The organism is Staphylococcus xylosus (assembly GCF_002732165.1).
Lineage (GTDB): Bacteria > Bacillota > Bacilli > Staphylococcales > Staphylococcaceae > Staphylococcus > Staphylococcus xylosus.
In genome coordinates, this window is sequence record NZ_MRZO01000002.1 from 370,206 (window position 1) to 388,921 (window position 18,716).

Sequence of the window (18,716 nt, forward strand, 5' to 3'; positions counted from 1 at the left end):
TAATTATAACCTTGGAAATAATATGCAATTCAATTCCAATAATGAATGAGGAGATTTAATGAATAGAATTAATTTAATCACATTAGGTGTTAAAGATTTGAAGGCATCGCTCCAGTTTTATAAAAATATTGGTTTTAAAACAACTGCCGAGGTAACAGATGACAATTTAGCAATCGTGTTTTTTAATAATGACGGTACAAAATTAGAAATTTTCCCTGTTGAAGAATTAGCAAAAGATATAAATGCAGAAAGTCCTCCTACCATAGCTACAGGTGGTTTTATAGGTATTACTTTAGCTTACAATGCCAAATCTAAAGAGGAAGTTGATTCAATTTTAGAGCAAGTTGAGACATTTGGCGCAACAGTTGTTAAACCAGCCCAAGCATTAGAGTGGGGTGGTTATGGTGGTTATTTTACAGATATCAATGGTTACTATTGGGAAGTCGCATATGGCGATATGTGGGAATTTGATGAACAAAATATGCTGATTATTCCTGATTAAATTTATGATATTTGGTAATACAACTATTGGTGATAGCAATGATATAACAGTCACAATCGAAAAAATAACTAATGATTAGGTGATTTAATATGGATGTAAGGTTTCCAATTGGTAAATTAGACACGCCTGAAAATGTAACATTGGATGATGTTCAAAAATGGCTAGCAGAAATCGACAATTATACACGACGTTTAAGAGATGTAGTTGAAAATATCACAGAAGAAGAATTAAATAAAACGTATCGTAATGGAAGTTGGAATGTACGTCAATTAGTCCACCATATTGCGGACTCACAACTCAATATGTATCAAAGGTTGAAATTAGCATTAACAGATAATAATCCAACCGTCCCACCATTTAATCAAGAAGAATGGGTAGAATTAGAAGATAGTTTAGCTCCTATCGAATATTCTCTGCAAATGTTAGAGGGGATTAATGCCCGTATTGTAGCATTAGGGAATCATATTGATAAAGATCAATTAGAACGTAAATTCACCCTTAAAGATAGCGGAGAAATCACAGTTGCTACAAAATTAGCTAAATTGGCATGGCATGAAAACCATCATTTAGCCCATATTGAAATTGCATTATCGAGATAAATATCACTTTTAATTTTAAGCTGATTATCGGTGGATAAACTAGCTATTACTTAGTTTTTAATATTGTTACATTTAGCATGAAAAAGCGCTACGGAATCAATTAGCAAAGTTGATTTCGTAGCTTTTTTGTGTGCATTTGTTTGAACACGATTAGATATAAATGGTTTTTACTTAATTTATTAGAAATATAGATACTTATGATGTTATTTAAATCTTAATTGGAATTTTTTATATTTAAGAATGAGTTAAGAAACGTTAATAATCAGTTAATGTTAAATAATATATCTTCTCAGTATTATAAAGATATGAAAAAAATAAATTGAAAGTAGGTATATATTATGAACATTAAAACATTATTTATTTCAGGAACGGTAGCGACATCATTATTGCTAGGAGCATGTAATAATATGAACACTAAGAAAGAAGATATGAAAGAAGAAACTAAATCCGAGACAAAAATGGATAACAAAGACATGAGTGAAAGTAAAAATATGACAGAAGGTATGTTTAAAGGAGAAAATAAAGAAAAAGTAGAAGGTAAGGCAATGATTCATGATAATAAACTGATGTTAAAAGATTTCAAATCATCTAAAGGACCAGATTTACATGTATATCTCACTAAAGATGGCGATATTAAAAAAGGAAAGAAAATAGATAAAGTTGATTATGATAAATCAGAGCAAACATTTGATTTAAAAGGCATAAATACCGATGAATATAACACCGTAACAATATACTGCGACAAAGCTCATGTAACCTTTGGTTCAGCAGAACTAAAATAATAATTAATTGATTTGTGGATTGACTTCTAGATTATAGGTTAGGTCAATCCACACTATATTATCAAGGAGTGGATTAATGAGATGATATCGAAAATTATATTGCTAATCATTCGATTAGGGTCTGGTTTTTATATGCTATTTCAAGGCTATGAAAAATTAACAGGTGGTTTCGCGATAGATGGTTTAGTATCAGTAATTAAAGAAAACCAGGATTCCCCAGCTTGGTTTAAATTTTTCTTTGAAGCAGTTGTGGCGAATCATCTAGAGATATTTAAATGGATGGTGCAACTTGGAGAGATTGCTATAGGGCTTAGTTTGATTCTTGGTGTGCTTTCATATACAGCAAGCTTTTTTGGTGTTTTTATAATGTTAAATTATATTCTTGCAGATATGATTTTCACATACCCAATTCAATTGTTTTTCTTTATAATTATATTAATGAATAAAGAGATAATAAATTCAATAAGCTTAAATCATTTTATAAAAAGAAAACAATTAAGGAATGATGAAAATGCCCCACATACTTATAGCGGATGATGAAAAAGATATCAGAGAAATCTGTAAAACCTACTTTGAATTTGAGGGTTATCAAGTAACCCTTGCCGAAAATGGTAAAGAAGCACTTGGGTTCTTAGATGAATCTATAGATTTAATGGTGTTAGACATTATGATGCCTGAAGTGGATGGCTATGACGTGGTCAAAGAAATGAAAGCACAACAATTGGATATTCCATACATTTATTTAACGGCTAAAACAAGTGAGTCAGATACAATTTTTGGACTAATGTTAGGCGCGGATGATTATGTGAAAAAACCATTTAGCCCAAGAGAACTTGTGATACGAGCGAAAAATTTATTGGATAGATTAGCAACAAAACCTAAAAAACATGAAGTTATCAGTTGTGGTGATCTTAAATTGAATAATGTGACTAAAACAGTAGAAATTAATGGTGAAGCTGTACCATTTCGCATTAAAGAGTTTGAGTTACTTTGGTATTTTATGACACATGAAGATGAAGCTATTTCAAAAACCTCATTAATAGAAGAAGTTTGGGGATATGAATTTTACGAAGATGTTAATTCACTTAATGTTCACGTTCATCGTATTAGAGAGAAATTGGAAAATAATCGGTTTAATGAATATACAATTTCAACAGTTTGGGGACTCGGTTATAAGTTTCAAAGGAGTGTTTAAATGACAATTCGTAAACAATTAATTTATTCATTTATGGGGTCATTATTTATAACGACACTTTTGGTTTTTATATTATACAAATTAATGTGGTTCGATGTTCATCAAACTATATTACTTACACTTTGCTCTTTTGTATCAAGCATGATGACGATGGCTATAGCGATATTCTTCTCTGTCCCAACGATTCATAAAATTGAGAGATTAAATGATTGTACTGACCAAATTGCCAAAGGGAATTATAAAGTAGAGGATTTAAATATACAATCACCGAAAGAATTAAAAGAATTAAGTGATGCCTTTAACCAAATGACTATAAGAATCGACAACCAAATGACTCAAATTAAAGCAGAACAAGATGAAAAATTAGCTATGGTTCAGAATTTAGCGCATGATCTAAAAACACCGTTAGCTAGTATTAAGTCATATTCAGAAGGACTTAATGATGGCATGATTCATACTGAATTAGCTAAGCAAGACGCTTATCAAGTACTTATTAGACAAGCAGACCGTTTAAATCAAATGTTTGATGACTTAACAGATGTCATGTCTGTAAATAATAAACGCTCTAATACGCGCATAAATATTGATCAATTATTGATGCCTATTTTGGAGTCATATCAACAATGTTTGAAAAAAGACAAGAGACAATTAGAAGTTAATATACCACCTAATATAAAGTCTTTCTACCAAGATAAGATTGCATTGGAACGCATTGTTACGAACTTTATAGATAACGCATTGAAATTTTCAGATACTGATAAAGTAGTGGCAATTACTGTATTTGAGCATGAAGGTAACATGTTAGGCATTTCAGTGAAAGATGAAGGTATAGGTATAAAGCAACAACATTTAAGATATATTTTTGATAGAACTTATAGAGTAGATAACTCAAGAAATAAAAAAACTGGAGGGTCTGGATTAGGGTTGTATATTGCATCGACGTTAGCCAAACAAATAGGTGGTGAAATTTCTGTTGATAGTACATTTGGACAAGGTACGACAATGACAGTATATTTCCCGAGAAATTTAACAGTTTAATTCATATGATTATTGTATAAAGGTATGTTGTTTGGATAATCCAAATTAATGTACCTTTTATTACGTTTGTTCAAATATAAGTCAATAATTAGCAGTAAAAGAGTGAAGTTTTCGCACTTATTACATTAATGTTACAAAGACACAAATTGGTAGATAAACTATAGGAACTTTCATGACAGTTTTCAAAAAGGATTTTGTAATAAAAATAACTAGATTGTATGTAATTGGGATGTAAAAAAGAGGTCGTTTATTTTAATTTCATTGTAACCTACAAGAGTTTTATGGATGTTATAGTACTATTTGTGAATTAATTGAAGCAGTAAATTATCTCTGTGTTAGATAATTGAAATTCAATAACAATTTTAAAAATAAAAACGAAAATTATCTTCTGGGAGGATTATTAATAATGAAAAAAACAGTAGTAGCATCAACATTAGCAGTAGGATTAGGTGTAACAGGATTAGCAGCAGGAAATTCAGCAGACGCTTCAGAGCAAGGTGTAGATAAAGCACAATTAGCTCAACAAGCACAAACTAATCCAGAATCATTAAACGAAGCGCCAGTACAAGAAGGTGCTTATAACATTAACTTTAATTATAATAATTTAGACTATAGCTTCCAATCAGACGGCCAATATTGGACTTGGAGCTATGGACAAGGTAATGCTTCAGCAGAGCAACCAGCACAAGCTGAGCAACCAACTCAACAAACTCAACCACAACAAACAGAGCAAGCATCAACTGAGCAACCAGCTCAACAAGCTGCTCCACAAACTGAGCAAACTCAGCAACCAAAACAAGAAACAACTGAACAAGCTTCAACTACTTCAAATGAATCAAGCTCAAGTGAAGCTTCAGAAGGTTCATCAGTAAATGTTAACTCTCATTTACAAGCAATCGCGCAACGTGAATCAGGCGGCGACTTAAAAGCTGTTAACCCATCATCAGGTGCAGCAGGTAAATATCAATTCTTACAAAGCACATGGGATTCAGTAGCACCATCTCAATATAAAGGTGTATCTCCAACAGAAGCGCCTGAATCAGTACAAGATGCTGCAGCAGTTAAACTTTATAACGAAGTAGGCCCTTCACAATGGGTAACTGCATAATATAATAGAAGTTCAAATTTTAATTATATGAATTTTAAGAGGCTAGGACATTAATAAATGTTCTAGCCTCTTATTTGTTTATGCTTAATTCTTTTATGTGAAGTTAGTAAGTCATCTAATATTAATATAATTTAGGTTGTTCGAAATAAGATGATTCTTTATGGAAAATTGTTTTCATTTGGAGATTGGAAATTAGATAAAGGTATAATTTGTTAGGTAGTCATATATAAATATAATTTTGTAATAGCTTAAATGGAATATTTTAGCTATTGATGTATTCTAGGTTACTCTTTTAAATGTGTGAAAAATAAGAGCAATGTAGGTATTATTTTCACACTAATTACAAGCATGTTACATAACCAAAAAAGTGTATAAATACACTTTTGCCTTTGTGAAAGTTTTTAAGTAGTCATATACGTATGTTTATCGTACTTTTTAACGTAATGAGGACGTAAAAAATCGATTGTTTTTTTAACTTGGCTGTAACCTACACGCTTTTTATGGGTGTTATAGTAGTAATTACAAATTAGTTGTAAAAAGTAAACATTTTCGATTGTTGGAATTGCAATCTAATTTTTAAATCAAAAATATAGAAATTATCTCTTAGGAGGATTATTAATAATGAAAAAAACAGTAATTGCATCAACATTAGCAGTAGGATTAGGTGTAACAGGATTAGCAGCAGGAAATTCAGCGGATGCATCAGAACAAAATATTGATCAAGCAAATTTAGCACAACAAGCTCAAAATAACCCAGAACAATTAAATGAATCAGCATTACATGATGGTTCATATAACTATAGCTTTAATCAAGACGGAGTAAACTACAACTTTACTTCAGATGGCGAAAACTTTAGCTGGAGCTATGGTGAAGGATCAGGAGAAGGTTCAACTAGCTCATCAGCACAAAATACAGATAATAGTGGACAACAAAGTGAACAAGGAGCACAAACAGAACAAGCTCCAAGTGAACAATCTTCACAAGCACAACAATCAACTCAACAAAGTGCACCACAACAAGAGTCAGCTCAACAACCACAACAAGAAACAGCTACTCAATCTTCAGCTACTTCAAATGAATCAAGCTCAAGTGAAGCTTCAGAAGGTTCATCAGGTGTAAATGCACACTTACAACAAATTGCACAACGTGAATCAGGTGGCGATATTCATGCTACAAACCCATCATCAGGTGCTTCAGGTAAGTTCCAATTCTTACAAAGTACATGGGATTCAGTAGCACCAGCTCAATATCAAGGTCAACCAGCTGGTAATGCACCAGAAGCAGTACAAGACGCTGCAGCTCAAAAATTATATGATGAAGTTGGCCCTTCACAATGGGTAACTGCATAATATAGATATTCAGTATCAAAAATAGCATAAACTTTAATTATAAGATAACGGTTGGGGCACACAAATGTCTCAGCCGTTATTTTTTATTTTCTTTAAACTCAATAAATTATCGATTTAAATATGGGTATACATAAAATAATACGACTCGTAACTTTTAATGAAATTTGTAAGCGAAAAATAAATTTGTAGCATTTAGATAGGGGTAATTATTATGAGAAAACTTGTAGTGTTTTTGCACAGTTCTTTGGATGGTTTTGTTGAAGGCCCTCAAGGCGCTATGGATATTGGATGGATTACTTATAATCATGAATTAGAAGGTTTTGCTAATGAAGTGTTACAAACGGCAGACACAATTGTTTGGGGCCGCAAAACATATGAAATGATGTATGATTATTGGCCAACAGTACCATCAAATGAAAATGCTTCTGAGCATGAACTTAACCACGCGAAATGGATTGAAAATGTTGAAAAAGTTATATTTTCAAAAGCTTTGAATAGTGTCGATTGGCATAATTCACGATTAGTTAAAAAGAATGTTAAAGATGAAATCATTCTTATGAAGCAACAAGAAGGTAAAGATATTGTAGTATTGGGAAGCCCTCGGTTCGCACATTATTTGATGCAATTAGATGTAGTGGATGAATATAAAATTACTGTTTCGCCTATACTGATTGGTAAAGGGTTGCCATTATTTCAAAATATACACGAACAAGTAGATTTAAAATTAATTGATAGCCAAACGTTTGAATCGGGTGCTTTAGGACTTATTTATCAAAAAAATAAAGAGTAAACAGAAAGTAGAGGTTGGCTAAGTTACCGACCTCTATTTTTTGAACAGTACTTTAACATCAATCGTTGTGAAAGCTTTTTCTGCTTCGGTATCAAACCATAAATGTGGCACAATTTTTTGGTGAGTCATAGCTTCATCTTCCATTTTTAATTGAATACATATTATATACCCGTTTTAAATAGATTGAAGAAATAATGATGGAATAATTAATTTATAACAGAAAAAAGCTGAGACATTTGTATGTCCCAGCTCTAAATATACTTTTAGAAACATCGATTAAGTTGAAGTACATTTATAGTTAGTCTGTCAGTTCAATCGATATTTAATATGTGCTTAACACAGTTTATTGATTTACTAGTTCTTTGAAATTTTCTAAGCGATTAGCTTTTTCTTCTTCACTAATGTCATGTTTTTTAACGTAGCGATTATTTTCATGAGCTGCACATTCGTGAGAGCAAGCACCTAAATAACGTGCTTCATTTTCTTCTGATACTAGAATTTGTTTATTACACTCAGGATTACTACAGTTGATATAACGTTCACAAGGCGTACCATCAAACCACTCTTTACCTACAACTGTCTTATCTACATGGTTCACTTCTACGCTGATACGTTCATCAAAAACATACATTTTACCGTCCCAGAATTCACCTTTTGTTTCTGGATCTTTACCGTAAGTAGCTATGCCACCTTCAAGTTGACTCACATTTTCGAAGCCTTCTTTTAATAAATAACCTGAGAATTTTTCGCAACGTATACCGCCAGTACAGTAAGTTACAATTTTTTTATCCATAAATTGATCTTTGTTTTCTTTTATCCAGTCAGGTAAATCTCTGAATCTTGTAATATCAGGACGAACTGCGCCACGGAAATGACCAAGGTCATATTCATAATCGTTTCTCGCATCGATAACGATTGTATCGTCGTCTAGTAATGCTTCTCTAAATTCTTTTGGAGATAAGTAGTTACCAGTTAATTCTCTAGGATTTACGTCGTCTTCAAGGTCTAAAGCTACGATTTCTTTTCTTGGGCGAACGTGCATTTTCTTGAAAGCATGTCCTTCAGCTTCATCAACTTTAAAAGTGATATCTTGAAATCTTTCATCAGCTTTTAATGCAGCCATATATTTATCGGTAGCTTCAATCGTACCAGAGACTGTACCATTAATGCCTTCTGTCGATACTAAAATACGACCTTTAAGATCTAATTCTTTACAAAAGTCTAAATGTTCTGTGGCAAAAGTTTCGGGGTCTTCAATAGTTGTATAGTTATAATATAATAATACTCTGTAATCCATAATTCTATTCTCCTCTAATTGATTTTTATAGTTATTCATTTATATTAATGTTGGGTTATAGTGGTTCGCGTAAAAAGTATACATCACGTTATATTTAATATAAGAACAGTTTATACTTTGGATAAAAGCACAAAATTCTCCTTATTACATTGTAACAAAAAAGGGATAATATTCAATTTATAAATTTGGCTAAATTCAATATTTTAATTAAACGATTAATAGAGCGATATAATTATTCGATGGGAAATATGTTAAATACAAATATTGGTAGAAATTATTTACTCTGCTACTACTATTTTTAAATTGCCTAATATGAATTAATTTCATTTTTCGTAAAAGATGAGTTTACTATAAATAGAAGTTATTGAGATATCCTGCGGGAATTACTATACTTTATTAAATATAAGAAGCAATAGGAGTGATAATAATGGAAACAGTTTATTTAGCAGGCGGGTGTTTATGGGGTGTGCAAGCCTTCGTCAAAACACTTCCTGGTGTGATTAATACTGAGGCGGGCAGAGCTAATGGTATTTCGAATACTTTAGAGGGCGAATATGATGGTTATGTGGAAGTTGTTAAGACAGACTTTGATCCTAAAAAGGTGACAATAACAAAGTTGATGGGGTATTTATTTGAAATTATTGATCCATACAGTGTAAATCAACAAGGGGAAGATATTGGTTTGAAATATAGAACTGGTTTATATAGTGAAAACCCTGAACATTTGAAAGAAGCTCAATCTTTTATAGATTTATATGAAAATCATCACCTTATTGCAACGGAAGTGTTACCTTTAACAAATTATGTTAAAAGTGCGAGAGAGCATCAAGACCGATTATCCAAATTTCCAAATGATTATTGTCATATACCTAAAAAGCTTGTTGAAAAATATAAATAATTGAGTAGTTATCAAGATCACTTTTAGTGACTTAAGTGGCAATATTACTGCATGTGGAGTTTATTTAATCTATCTATATAAAAAAGTTGCACAATTATAATTTTTTATAGCGAATGATTCAGAGAATAAATTAGACGTATGCTATAATATACGTTATTACTAAATATTGGTGCGATTAGGAGATTTTCAATTATGAATAAGCCCAAATATCAAATTGTAGCGAATGAAATAAAGGAAAAAATAATAAATAAAACATATCAAGTCGGCATGTTGTTACCAACAGAAAAACAATTTCAGGATAGATATAATGTGAGTCGCTATACGATAAGACAGGCGATGGATGTACTTGTTCAAGAGGGATTTATAAAAAAGAAAAAGGGTTCAGGTTCTTATGTTAGCTATAGTTATTTGAACGCGCGCCAAACGCATGAAACTAAAAAAATAGGTGTTATCGTGACATATTTATCGGATTATATTTTTCCAAGTATCATTAGAGGTATAGAAAACGTGTTAAGAAAAAATGGCTATTCCTTGATACTAGCAAGTACGAATAATAATCATGAAGAAGAACGTAAATGCTTAGAAATGATGTTAAACCAAGGTGTGACAGGATTAATTATAGAACCTACTAAAAGTAATGTTTATAATCCAAATCTATCTTATTATTCACTGTTCAAACAACGTGATATTCCGATTTTAATGATAAATGCAAAATATGATGAATTGAATTTACCGTATACAGCTATTGATGATGTGAAGTCAGGTTACTTAGCGACTAAGTATTTGATTGATCATGGGCATGAGCATATTGCGCTGATTACGAAAATTGATGACAACCAAGGTAAACTAAGGATGAAGGGTTATTTTAATGCCTTTGAAAGTAATCATATTCTGTTTAAAGGTGAACATATTTATACCTTTGATACTGAAAGTAAACCACAAGTAATCGAACAAATTGTAGAACATATTTGTAATAAAAAGATTAACATTACTGGTTTGGTTTGCTATAACGATGCTATTGCATATGAAGTCATGCAAGAATTAAAAAAAAGAAATATGCAAATACCGAATGACTTATCGGTTGTAGGACAAGACAATTCAGTGTTAAGTAAGTTGAGTGAGATGGATTTAACTACAACTTCCCATCCTCAAGAATTACTAGGTAGTAGAGCGGCTGAGTGGATGATTAGTGCAATAGATACAGATAAACAACAAACATCACAACTCATAGATACATATATTATAGAGCGTAATTCAGTGAAAAAAATATAAATACTGACTCAAACTAATTATTATGTTGGTTTGAGTCTTTTTTATTATCTGACATGTACGGACAAAATATATTAACAATTGACATGTACGGACAAATGATATAAGGTATATTTGACAGTTTTCAAAGGGGCGTTAAAATATGTATGATTTGAATAGGAATTTAAAGAGTGAAGATATTTCAATAGGAATTGAACTAGGCTCCACGAGAATTAAAACTGTAGCTATAGATCAGGATTTAAACACTGTAGCTACAGGGAATTTTGAATGGGAGAACCAATTCATCGATGGATATTGGACATATTCTATTAATGATATTTGGGTTGGTTTGCAGAAAAGTTATAGCGCAATGACAGTAGAAATCAAAGAAAAATATGATTTAACCCTAAGAAAAGTGAGATCCATTGGGGTGAGTGGTATGATGCACGGCTATTTAGCATTTGATAAAAACGAAGACTTGCTCGTACCATTTAGGACTTGGAGAAATGGCAACACAGCTGAAGCGGCAAAGTTACTTAGCGAAGCATTTCAATTTAACATACCTGAACGCTGGAGTATTGCACATTTGTATCAGGCTATATTGGATAAGGAACCCCATATAAATCGAATAACTTATTTAACTACATTAGCTGGATATGTACATTGGTACTTAACTGGCGAAAAGGTTTTAGGTATAGGTGATGCTTCAGGTATGTTTCCTATAGACGTTGATACAAAAAGTTATAGAAAAGATTTGCTAGAGGAAGCAAATCATATTTTTAAAACAGAGCATTTTGAAAATTCAGTTGAAAAGATATTACCTGAAATTAAATTAGCTGGTGAAAATGGGGGACTGCTCACAGAAGACGGGGCGACATTACTAGATTCTTCCGGCAATCTTGAAGCAGGCATTTTGATGTGTCCCCCAGAAGGTGACGCTGGTACAGGTATGGTTGCAACAAATACAGTTGCTCAGAATACAGGTAATATATCCGCTGGCACAAGTGCGTTTGCCATGGTTGTACTATCAAATGCTTTAAAAGACATGTACCCCGAGATTGATGTTGTGACAACTCCTGATGGCAGCGAAGTAGCCATGATTCATACTAATAATTGTACTTCAGATATTAATGATTGGATGAATTTATTTGGTGAAGTGTTAAGTGTCATGGGCGTTGATTTTTCATCTGATGATTTGTACGGACATATTTTCAAGCATTCATTAAGTAGTGATGATAACATAGGTGGTTTACTTTCATATAATTATGTCTCTGGAGAGAATATCACAGATGTAGAAACTGGCTATCCGTTATTTATACGAGAACCTAATTATCAGTTCAATTTAGCAAATTTTATGAAAATGCATTTATTTAGTGCCTTTAGTACTTTAAAAATTGGTATGGATTTACTAAAGGAAAATGAATCTATCGACATAGATAAGTTAATTGCTCATGGTGGGATATTTAAAACAGAAGAAATCGCTCAACAAGTGCTAGCTTCTGCACTTGAACAACCTATAACGGTTATGGAAACGGCAAGTGAAGGTGGTGCATGGGGCATTAGTGTTTTAGCATATTATGTCGCATTAGATACTGAAGCACCGTTAGATGTATTCCTTAATGAGTCTGTATTTATAAACACTAAAGAAAGTACATTAAAACCAATAGAACAAGAAGTTGTTAATTTTAATAACTATGTAGAAAAAATGAAAAATGGATTATCGATTGAACAATCGGCATCTAAATATTTAGGAGGGGATACGAATGCTCGAAGCGTTAAAATCTGAAGTATATAAAGCGAATTTAGAATTACCTAATAGAGGCTTAATTAAGTATACATGGGGTAATGTCAGTGCGTTTGATTCAGAATCACAGCTATTTGTTATTAAACCAAGTGGTGTGGATTATGATGAAATGAGGCCTGAGGATATGGTGGTTTGTAATTTAGACTGTGAAATTGTTGAGGGGGATTTGAAACCATCTTCAGATATGCCAACACATGCAGTGCTATATAAAAAATTCGACGACATTGGAAGTGTAGTGCATACACATTCACCTTGGGCGACTACTTGGGCACAATCTGGACTGTCAGTTCCTGCGATGGGTACCACACACGCGGATACATTCTATGGGGATATTCCATGCGCAAGATTTTTAACAACAGAAGAAATAAACAAGGATTATGAGTATGAAACAGGGAATGTCATCGTTGAAACATTTGATGAAAAAGGGATAAACCCACATGAAGTACCTGCTGTTTTACTACATGGACATGCACCGTTTATATGGGGAGAAAGTTGTGACAAGGCCGTCATGAATGCAGTTGTTTTAGAAGAAATATGCAAAATGAATATATTTACACGTCAGTTAAATCCATTTGCTGAAACATTACCTAAAGCAATACTCGACAAGCACTTTGAAAGAAAACACGGAAAGAACGCCTACTATGGCCAACAATAAGGGGGAAACAAAATGACAAATATAAAGAAATTCTGGTTTGTAGTTGGATCACAAGCACTATATGGTGAACAGGCATTAGATCAAGTTAAACAAAATGCTCAAAATATAGCTGACGGGTTGAATAAAAGCGACATATTACCTTTTGAGATTGAATTACAGCCTAAATTGCAGTCTCAGCAGATATCATTACTGAAATTATGAAAGAAGCTAATTATCGTGATGATATTTTAGGTGTTATTACTTGGATGCATACATTTTCACCAGCAAAAATGTGGATAAGAGGTACTAAATTACTACAAAAACCACTATTACATTTAGCGACACAATACAACGAAGATATTTCTTGGGAAAACATCGATATGGATTATATGAATCTACATCAATCGGCACATGGGGATAGAGAATATGGTTATATTAATCGCCGCTTGAATAAAAATAATGAAGTTATATTTGGTCATTGGAAAGACGCAAATGTGCAACAGCAATTAAGAGATTGGATGCTTATAGCCAATGCTTATAGTGAAAGTTTTAATTTAAAAGTAGCTAGATTTGGTGACAATATGCGTAATGTGGCAGTAACAGAAGGAGATAAGATAGAAGCACAAATTCAATATGGCTGGACTGTTGATTACTATGGTATCGGTGATTTAGTCGAATACATTAATCAAGTTTCTGATGAAAACATAGATGAATTATTTAAAACATACGAAAATTTATACGAATTTGATTATAGAAATTATAGTGAAGAAGAATTTAATAGTTCAGTTAAAGAACAAATTAAGTACGAAATCGCAATCAAACAATTCTTGGATGCCGGTGGTTATACTGCTTTCACTTCAAACTTTGAAGATCTACACGGTATGCAACAATTACCAGGTTTAGCAGTACAAAGATTAAATGAACAAGGATATGGATTTGCCGGCGAAGGGGACTGGAAGACAGCAGCATTAGACCGTTTGTTGAAAATTGCTGCAGAAAATGAATCAACAGGATTTATGGAAGATTATACGTATGATTTAAGAAGCAGCCATTCACATATTTTAGGATCACATATGTTAGAGGTCGATCCGACACTTGCCGAAACAAAACCGAAAATTGTTGTGAATCCACTAGGCATAGGTGATAAAAATGACCCAGCAAGGTTAGTGTTTGATGGTAAATCGGGTGAGGGTGTTGTCGTAACTATGCTTGATTTAGGGACACATTATAAATTTATTATTAATGAAATAGAAGCTAAAAGACTTGATGAACCTGCTCCTCATTTGCCGGTAGCTAGAGTGCTATGGGAAGTGAAACCATCATTAGAAAAAGGCGTTAAACATTGGATAGAAGAAGGCGGCGGACATCACACGGTACTTTCTCTGAAATTAACACGATTACAAATAGAAATATTGTTGAAAATGTTTGACGCGGAATACACGCTAATTAATTGATTGTCAAAAACGTTTGTCGTGAATTGATGCATATGTGGTTAAGTTTTTCATTAAAAAGAGGGTGAATGGGATGAAAGTTAACAGTAAGGTTTCAAATCGTTTTATCTATTTCTTTGGAGCATTCGGTGGTATATTATTCGGTTATGATATAGGGGTTATGACTGGAGCGCTACCATTTTTAAGAGAAAACTGGGGTATCGAAAGTGGATTTATTATAGGTTTAATTACATCTTCAGTTATGTTGGGGGCTATATTTGGAGGTATTTTAGCTGGTAAACTGTCGGACAAGCTAGGTAGAAGAAAAATGATATTAATTTCAGCAATTATTTTCGTTATTGGTTCAATCTTGTCAGGGATTGCGCCCCATGAGGGTAATTACTTTTTGATTATATCTAGAGTTATACTTGGTTTGGCAGTAGGTGCAGCTTCAGCATTAGTGCCTGCTTATATGTCTGAAATGGCGCCAGCGAAATATCGTGGCCAATTATCAGGTATGAATCAAACTATGATCGTATCAGGAATGCTATTATCTTATATTGTTGATTATTATTTAAGAGGGCTACCTATAGAGATTGGTTGGAGATTAATGTTGGGTATTGCGGCTGTTCCTGCACTAATTTTATTCTTAGGTGTCTTAAGGTTACCAGAATCTCCAAGGTTCTTAATTAAAAATAATCGGTTTAAAGAAGCTAAAATGGTATTAAGTAATCTTAGAAATAATCGTAAAGTCGATGAAGAATTTGAAGAAATTAAAAAAACAATTCAAAAAGAAAATAACGTGAAAAATAATCAATCATTAGCCACATTATTTAATGGTAAATATAAATACTTAGTAGTTGCGGGATTAGGTGTAGCAGCATTTCAACAGTTTCAAGGGGCGAACGCAATATTTTATTATATTCCATTAATTGTAGAACAAGCTACTGGAAATTCTGCGAGTGATGCGCTTATGTGGCCTATTATTCAAGGTGTAATACTTGTATTAGGGTCATTACTCTTTATTTGGATAGCCGATAAATTTAACAGAAGAACATTGCTTATGCTAGGTGGTACAGTAATGGGCTTATCGTTTATATTGCCTGCTATTATTCATATGTTTTTACCAAATGCGAATCCGATATTGATAGTAATCTTTTTAAGTATTTATGTTGCCTTTTATTCCTTTACATGGGCACCACTTACATGGGTTATTGTTGGTGAAATATTCCCGTTAGCAATTAGAGGTTTTGCTTCGGGTAGTGCGTCATCATTGAACTGGATTGGTTCTTTCTTAGTTGGTCTTTTGTTCCCAATTATGACAGCTTACTTCTCACAACAAATTGTTTTTGCAATCTTTGGTGTTATTTGTATACTCGGTGTATTATTTGTGAAAAAATTTGTTCCAGAATCAAGAGGTCGTACACTTGAAGAGATTGAAGCAATTGGAGAGTCACACAATTCGAATAAGGTTAATGCACAAGTGAAAAATATATAATAATTTAAGTAGAAAACAATGTGGTAGATCAAAAAAAGACCTTTTCTATGAAACGCTTCAATTAAGAAGGGTTTCTAGAAAAGGCCTTTTTAATGCATATGTTTATTTAAAGAAACCTAAAACGAAGTCTACACCTTTACCTAAAACCTCTGCGATGCTTACGCCCATTGTAGCCCAGTCATGTGATAAACCTGCGCTTACTGCTTTACCAATTGCTTCTACGATTTCTGCCATGTGAAACACTCCTTTTTTTGAATTTAAAATTAAAACATTTGCTTTAATTTGTTAAATACAATATAACTTGTTTTATTAATTAATTGTACAAAAATGCCTAACTAAACATTTTTTATGCCTAAGTGTAATAATAGTTTTTTTATAGGAATTGTAAGTATAGTGTGTAAATTTTAATTCTTTGTAAATTTTTAATGTTGTATAACGCTTTTATTAGAATTGTGGCATGATGGTAAGTTATGAAGCTGAATTAATTATGGATCAGAGTGATTTTAATGAAGCGAAGAAAAAATAGGATTAGGGTAATGAGATCATTTTAGCAAAATTGTTCATTATCTCTTTTTATTCATTTCACTTCTTAATATTATTAGACATATTTTTAAATGTCTTCAGTAACGCTAAGGTTTGTTTGTTTTTATATTTTATAGGTATATAATCGCATTATGAATGATAATTGACAGTGTGTTTAATAAGGGGGAAGGGCATGTCTGAAGTTGCAGCTAAACTAACAAGTGCGACAAAATATTATGGTAAAAAGAAAGTTTTAGATCATATTAATATTGAATTACCATTTGGGAAAATTTTAGGGGTAATTGGTCCAAGTGGTTCGGGTAAAACGACAACGATTAAGTGCCTTATGGGTATGGAGAAATTGGATGAAGGTCATGCTCAAATATTCGATACTAGTATACCCAACCGTAAAATTCTTAATGAAATTGGTTATATGGGGCAAATTGACGCGCTATATGAATCGTTAACTGCTCGAGAAAATTTAGTGTTCTTCGGTAATTTGATGGGTTTAGACGGTGATAAGCTAAAACAAGCGATTGATAAGAATATGAAGCTAGTTAATTTAGAGAATGAATTACATCAAATTGTGAATACATTTTCAGGTGGTATGAAGCGCAGATTGTCTTTAGCGATTACATTACTGTCAAATCCTAATTTAATTATATTAGATGAGCCAACAGTGGGCATTGATCCGAGCCTTAGAAAAGATATATGGAAACAACTTAACCTACTAACAGAGGAAAATAAGTCAGTAATTGTGACAACACACGTCATGGGAGAAGCCGAACGCTGTGATTACATTGGGTTAATTATGGAAGGCCGTTTATTCACTATGGGAACACCAAAAGAACTGAAAGAGAAATTCGGTGTAAATTCTATAGAAGAAGTGTTTATAAAGGCTGAAACGGAGGCGCAATCATGAGATTTAAAGCCGTTTTTATAAGAGTTGCCAAGGAATTATTGAGAGATAAAAGAACATTGGCTTTAATGTTGTTCGCACCGATTTTAGTATTAACATTGCTATATTTCGTTTTTGATACAAATTCAGAGACAAATTTAAAAATTGGTATTACTGACCATGTGCCTAACAAAATTGTAAATGAATTACCTTCAGATAAAGTGGATATAGAGAAGGTTGATTCATCAGATTCTGTAAAAAATACGATGGTAGATTCAGAGCTAGATAGTTATATTACGAAAGATGGGTCTAAAATAGAAGTAACATATGCTAATGAAGACCCTAGTAAAACTGATGCTACGAAACAGTTACTTGCTAGTGCACTGCAGAAAAATAAAATGCAAGATATGATGAAAATTGTAGAAAAAATTCCAGATAATATGCAGCAAGGCAATAAGCAATCCTCAGAGAATTTAGAGTTGGATAATCATTATCTATATGGTAATTCAGATAGTACGTACTTTGATAAAATGTTCCCAATTTTAATTGGTTTCTTTGTTTTCCTCTTCGTATTTTTAATATCTGGTATCGGATTACTTAGAGAGCGTACTAGCGGTACACTTGAACGTTTGTTAGCAACGTCGATTAAAAGAAGTGATATTGTGTTTGGCTATTTAGCAGGTTATGGTTTATTTGCTATATTGCAAACGTTACTCATCGTGTTTTATGCGATTATTATCTTAAACATAGAACTTGCGGGTAGTATTTGGTGGGTATTGTTAGTTAATATTTTAATCGCATTGGCCGCATTGTCTATGGGAATATTTGTTTCAACTTTTGCTAATTCTGAGTTCCAAATGATTCAGTTTATACCTATTGTAGCAATTCCTCAAATTTTTTTCTCAGGTATTATTCCTTTAGAGAATATTGCTAATTGGGTAAGTTTTATAGGTTATCTATTTCCTTTAAGATATGCAGGTGATGCATTGACACACATTATGATAAAAGGACAAGGGCTTGAATATATTTGGTTCGATATTTGTATATTATTTGTCTTTATTATCGTGTTTACTATTTTAAATATTATTGGGCTTAAACGTTATAGAAAAGTTTGATTTTGTAT

General features: G+C 32.5%; 18 protein-coding genes and 1 pseudogene. 17 read left to right on the forward strand and 2 right to left on the reverse strand.

Annotated features, from left to right (window positions below):
* Positions 1-58: 58 nt before the first annotated feature.
* The 9 genes from BTM19_RS04960 to BTM19_RS05000 all read left to right on the forward strand — a co-directional run bounded on the left by BTM19_RS04960 (position 59) and on the right by BTM19_RS05000 (position 7,364).
* Positions 59-502, forward strand: coding sequence for a VOC family protein (locus tag BTM19_RS04960; protein WP_029378581.1), 444 nt, complete (start codon positions 59-61; stop codon positions 500-502).
* An 89-nt stretch (positions 503-591) separates the two neighbouring features.
* Positions 592-1,101 (forward strand): YfiT family bacillithiol transferase, encoded by a 510-nt coding sequence (locus BTM19_RS04965; RefSeq protein ID WP_029378580.1) that lies wholly within the window; start codon positions 592-594, stop codon positions 1,099-1,101.
* 338 nt (positions 1,102-1,439) lie between these two features.
* Positions 1,440-1,883 carry a DM13 domain-containing protein gene (locus tag BTM19_RS04970; protein WP_029378579.1) on the forward strand — a complete coding sequence of 148 codons (444 nt, stop codon included), beginning with the start codon at positions 1,440-1,442 and terminating at the stop codon, positions 1,881-1,883.
* An 84-nt stretch (positions 1,884-1,967) separates the two neighbouring features.
* A complete protein-coding gene (locus BTM19_RS04975) occupies positions 1,968-2,420 on the forward strand; it encodes a DoxX family protein (protein ID WP_225486929.1) in 453 nt (150 codons plus the stop codon).
* Entirely contained in the window at positions 2,395-3,078 is a 684-nt protein-coding gene (locus tag BTM19_RS04980) for a response regulator transcription factor (protein ID WP_029378577.1), read from the forward strand. Before BTM19_RS04975 ends, BTM19_RS04980 begins: the two co-directional genes overlap by 26 nt.
* Positions 3,079-4,116 carry a HAMP domain-containing sensor histidine kinase gene (locus BTM19_RS04985; RefSeq protein WP_029378576.1) on the forward strand — a complete coding sequence of 346 codons (1,038 nt, stop codon included), beginning with the start codon at positions 3,079-3,081 and terminating at the stop codon, positions 4,114-4,116. It abuts the gene before it with no gap.
* Between the two features lie 406 nt (positions 4,117-4,522).
* A complete protein-coding gene (locus BTM19_RS04990) occupies positions 4,523-5,224 on the forward strand; it encodes a transglycosylase family protein (protein WP_029378575.1) in 702 nt (233 codons plus the stop codon).
* A 621-nt stretch (positions 5,225-5,845) separates the two neighbouring features.
* Entirely contained in the window at positions 5,846-6,574 is a 729-nt protein-coding gene (locus BTM19_RS04995) for a transglycosylase family protein (protein ID WP_099265764.1), read from the forward strand.
* Between the two features lie 211 nt (positions 6,575-6,785).
* Complete coding sequence (locus BTM19_RS05000; RefSeq protein ID WP_029378573.1) at positions 6,786-7,364, forward strand: dihydrofolate reductase family protein; 579 nt, start codon at positions 6,786-6,788, stop codon at positions 7,362-7,364.
* A gap of 343 nt (positions 7,365-7,707) precedes the next feature.
* Here the strand turns inward: BTM19_RS05000 and trhO are convergent, their stop codons facing one another.
* A complete protein-coding gene (trhO, locus tag BTM19_RS05005) occupies positions 7,708-8,661 on the reverse strand; it encodes an oxygen-dependent tRNA uridine(34) hydroxylase TrhO (protein WP_029378572.1) in 954 nt (317 codons plus the stop codon).
* A gap of 427 nt (positions 8,662-9,088) precedes the next feature.
* Between trhO and BTM19_RS05010 the strand changes: the two genes are divergently transcribed.
* The 6 genes and pseudogenes from BTM19_RS05010 to BTM19_RS05035 all read left to right on the forward strand — a co-directional run bounded on the left by BTM19_RS05010 (position 9,089) and on the right by BTM19_RS05035 (position 16,173).
* Positions 9,089-9,559, forward strand: coding sequence for a peptide-methionine (S)-S-oxide reductase (locus BTM19_RS05010; RefSeq protein WP_029378571.1), 471 nt, complete (start codon positions 9,089-9,091; stop codon positions 9,557-9,559).
* Between the two features lie 192 nt (positions 9,560-9,751).
* Complete coding sequence (locus tag BTM19_RS05015; RefSeq protein WP_029378570.1) at positions 9,752-10,831, forward strand: GntR family transcriptional regulator; 1,080 nt, start codon at positions 9,752-9,754, stop codon at positions 10,829-10,831.
* A 139-nt stretch (positions 10,832-10,970) separates the two neighbouring features.
* Complete coding sequence (locus BTM19_RS05020) at positions 10,971-12,593, forward strand: xylulokinase (protein WP_029378569.1); 1,623 nt, start codon at positions 10,971-10,973, stop codon at positions 12,591-12,593.
* Positions 12,571-13,266 carry an L-ribulose-5-phosphate 4-epimerase gene (locus tag BTM19_RS05025; RefSeq protein WP_029378568.1) on the forward strand — a complete coding sequence of 232 codons (696 nt, stop codon included), beginning with the start codon at positions 12,571-12,573 and terminating at the stop codon, positions 13,264-13,266. The genes BTM19_RS05020 and BTM19_RS05025 overlap by 23 nt, the downstream gene beginning before the upstream one ends.
* Before the next feature lie 12 nt (positions 13,267-13,278).
* Positions 13,279-14,699 (forward strand): annotated as a pseudogene (gene araA, locus BTM19_RS05030) (L-arabinose isomerase).
* Positions 14,700-14,769: 70 nt separating this feature from the next.
* The gene (locus BTM19_RS05035) at positions 14,770-16,173 is read left to right on the forward strand and encodes a sugar porter family MFS transporter (RefSeq protein ID WP_029378566.1); all 1,404 of its coding nucleotides are present in this window, start codon (positions 14,770-14,772) and stop codon (positions 16,171-16,173) included.
* A gap of 102 nt (positions 16,174-16,275) precedes the next feature.
* On the opposite strand, the gene BTM19_RS05040 is transcribed toward BTM19_RS05035, so the two are convergent.
* Complete coding sequence (locus BTM19_RS05040) at positions 16,276-16,407, reverse strand: beta-class phenol-soluble modulin (protein ID WP_029378565.1); 132 nt, start codon at positions 16,405-16,407, stop codon at positions 16,276-16,278.
* Positions 16,408-16,888: 481 nt separating this feature from the next.
* Between BTM19_RS05040 and BTM19_RS05045 the strand changes: the two genes are divergently transcribed.
* Positions 16,889-17,617, forward strand: coding sequence for an ABC transporter ATP-binding protein (locus tag BTM19_RS05045; protein WP_029378564.1), 729 nt, complete (start codon positions 16,889-16,891; stop codon positions 17,615-17,617).
* Positions 17,614-18,708, forward strand: coding sequence for an ABC transporter permease (locus BTM19_RS05050; protein WP_029378563.1), 1,095 nt, complete (start codon positions 17,614-17,616; stop codon positions 18,706-18,708). Before BTM19_RS05045 ends, BTM19_RS05050 begins: the two co-directional genes overlap by 4 nt.
* The last annotated feature ends 8 nt before the right edge of the window (positions 18,709-18,716 follow it).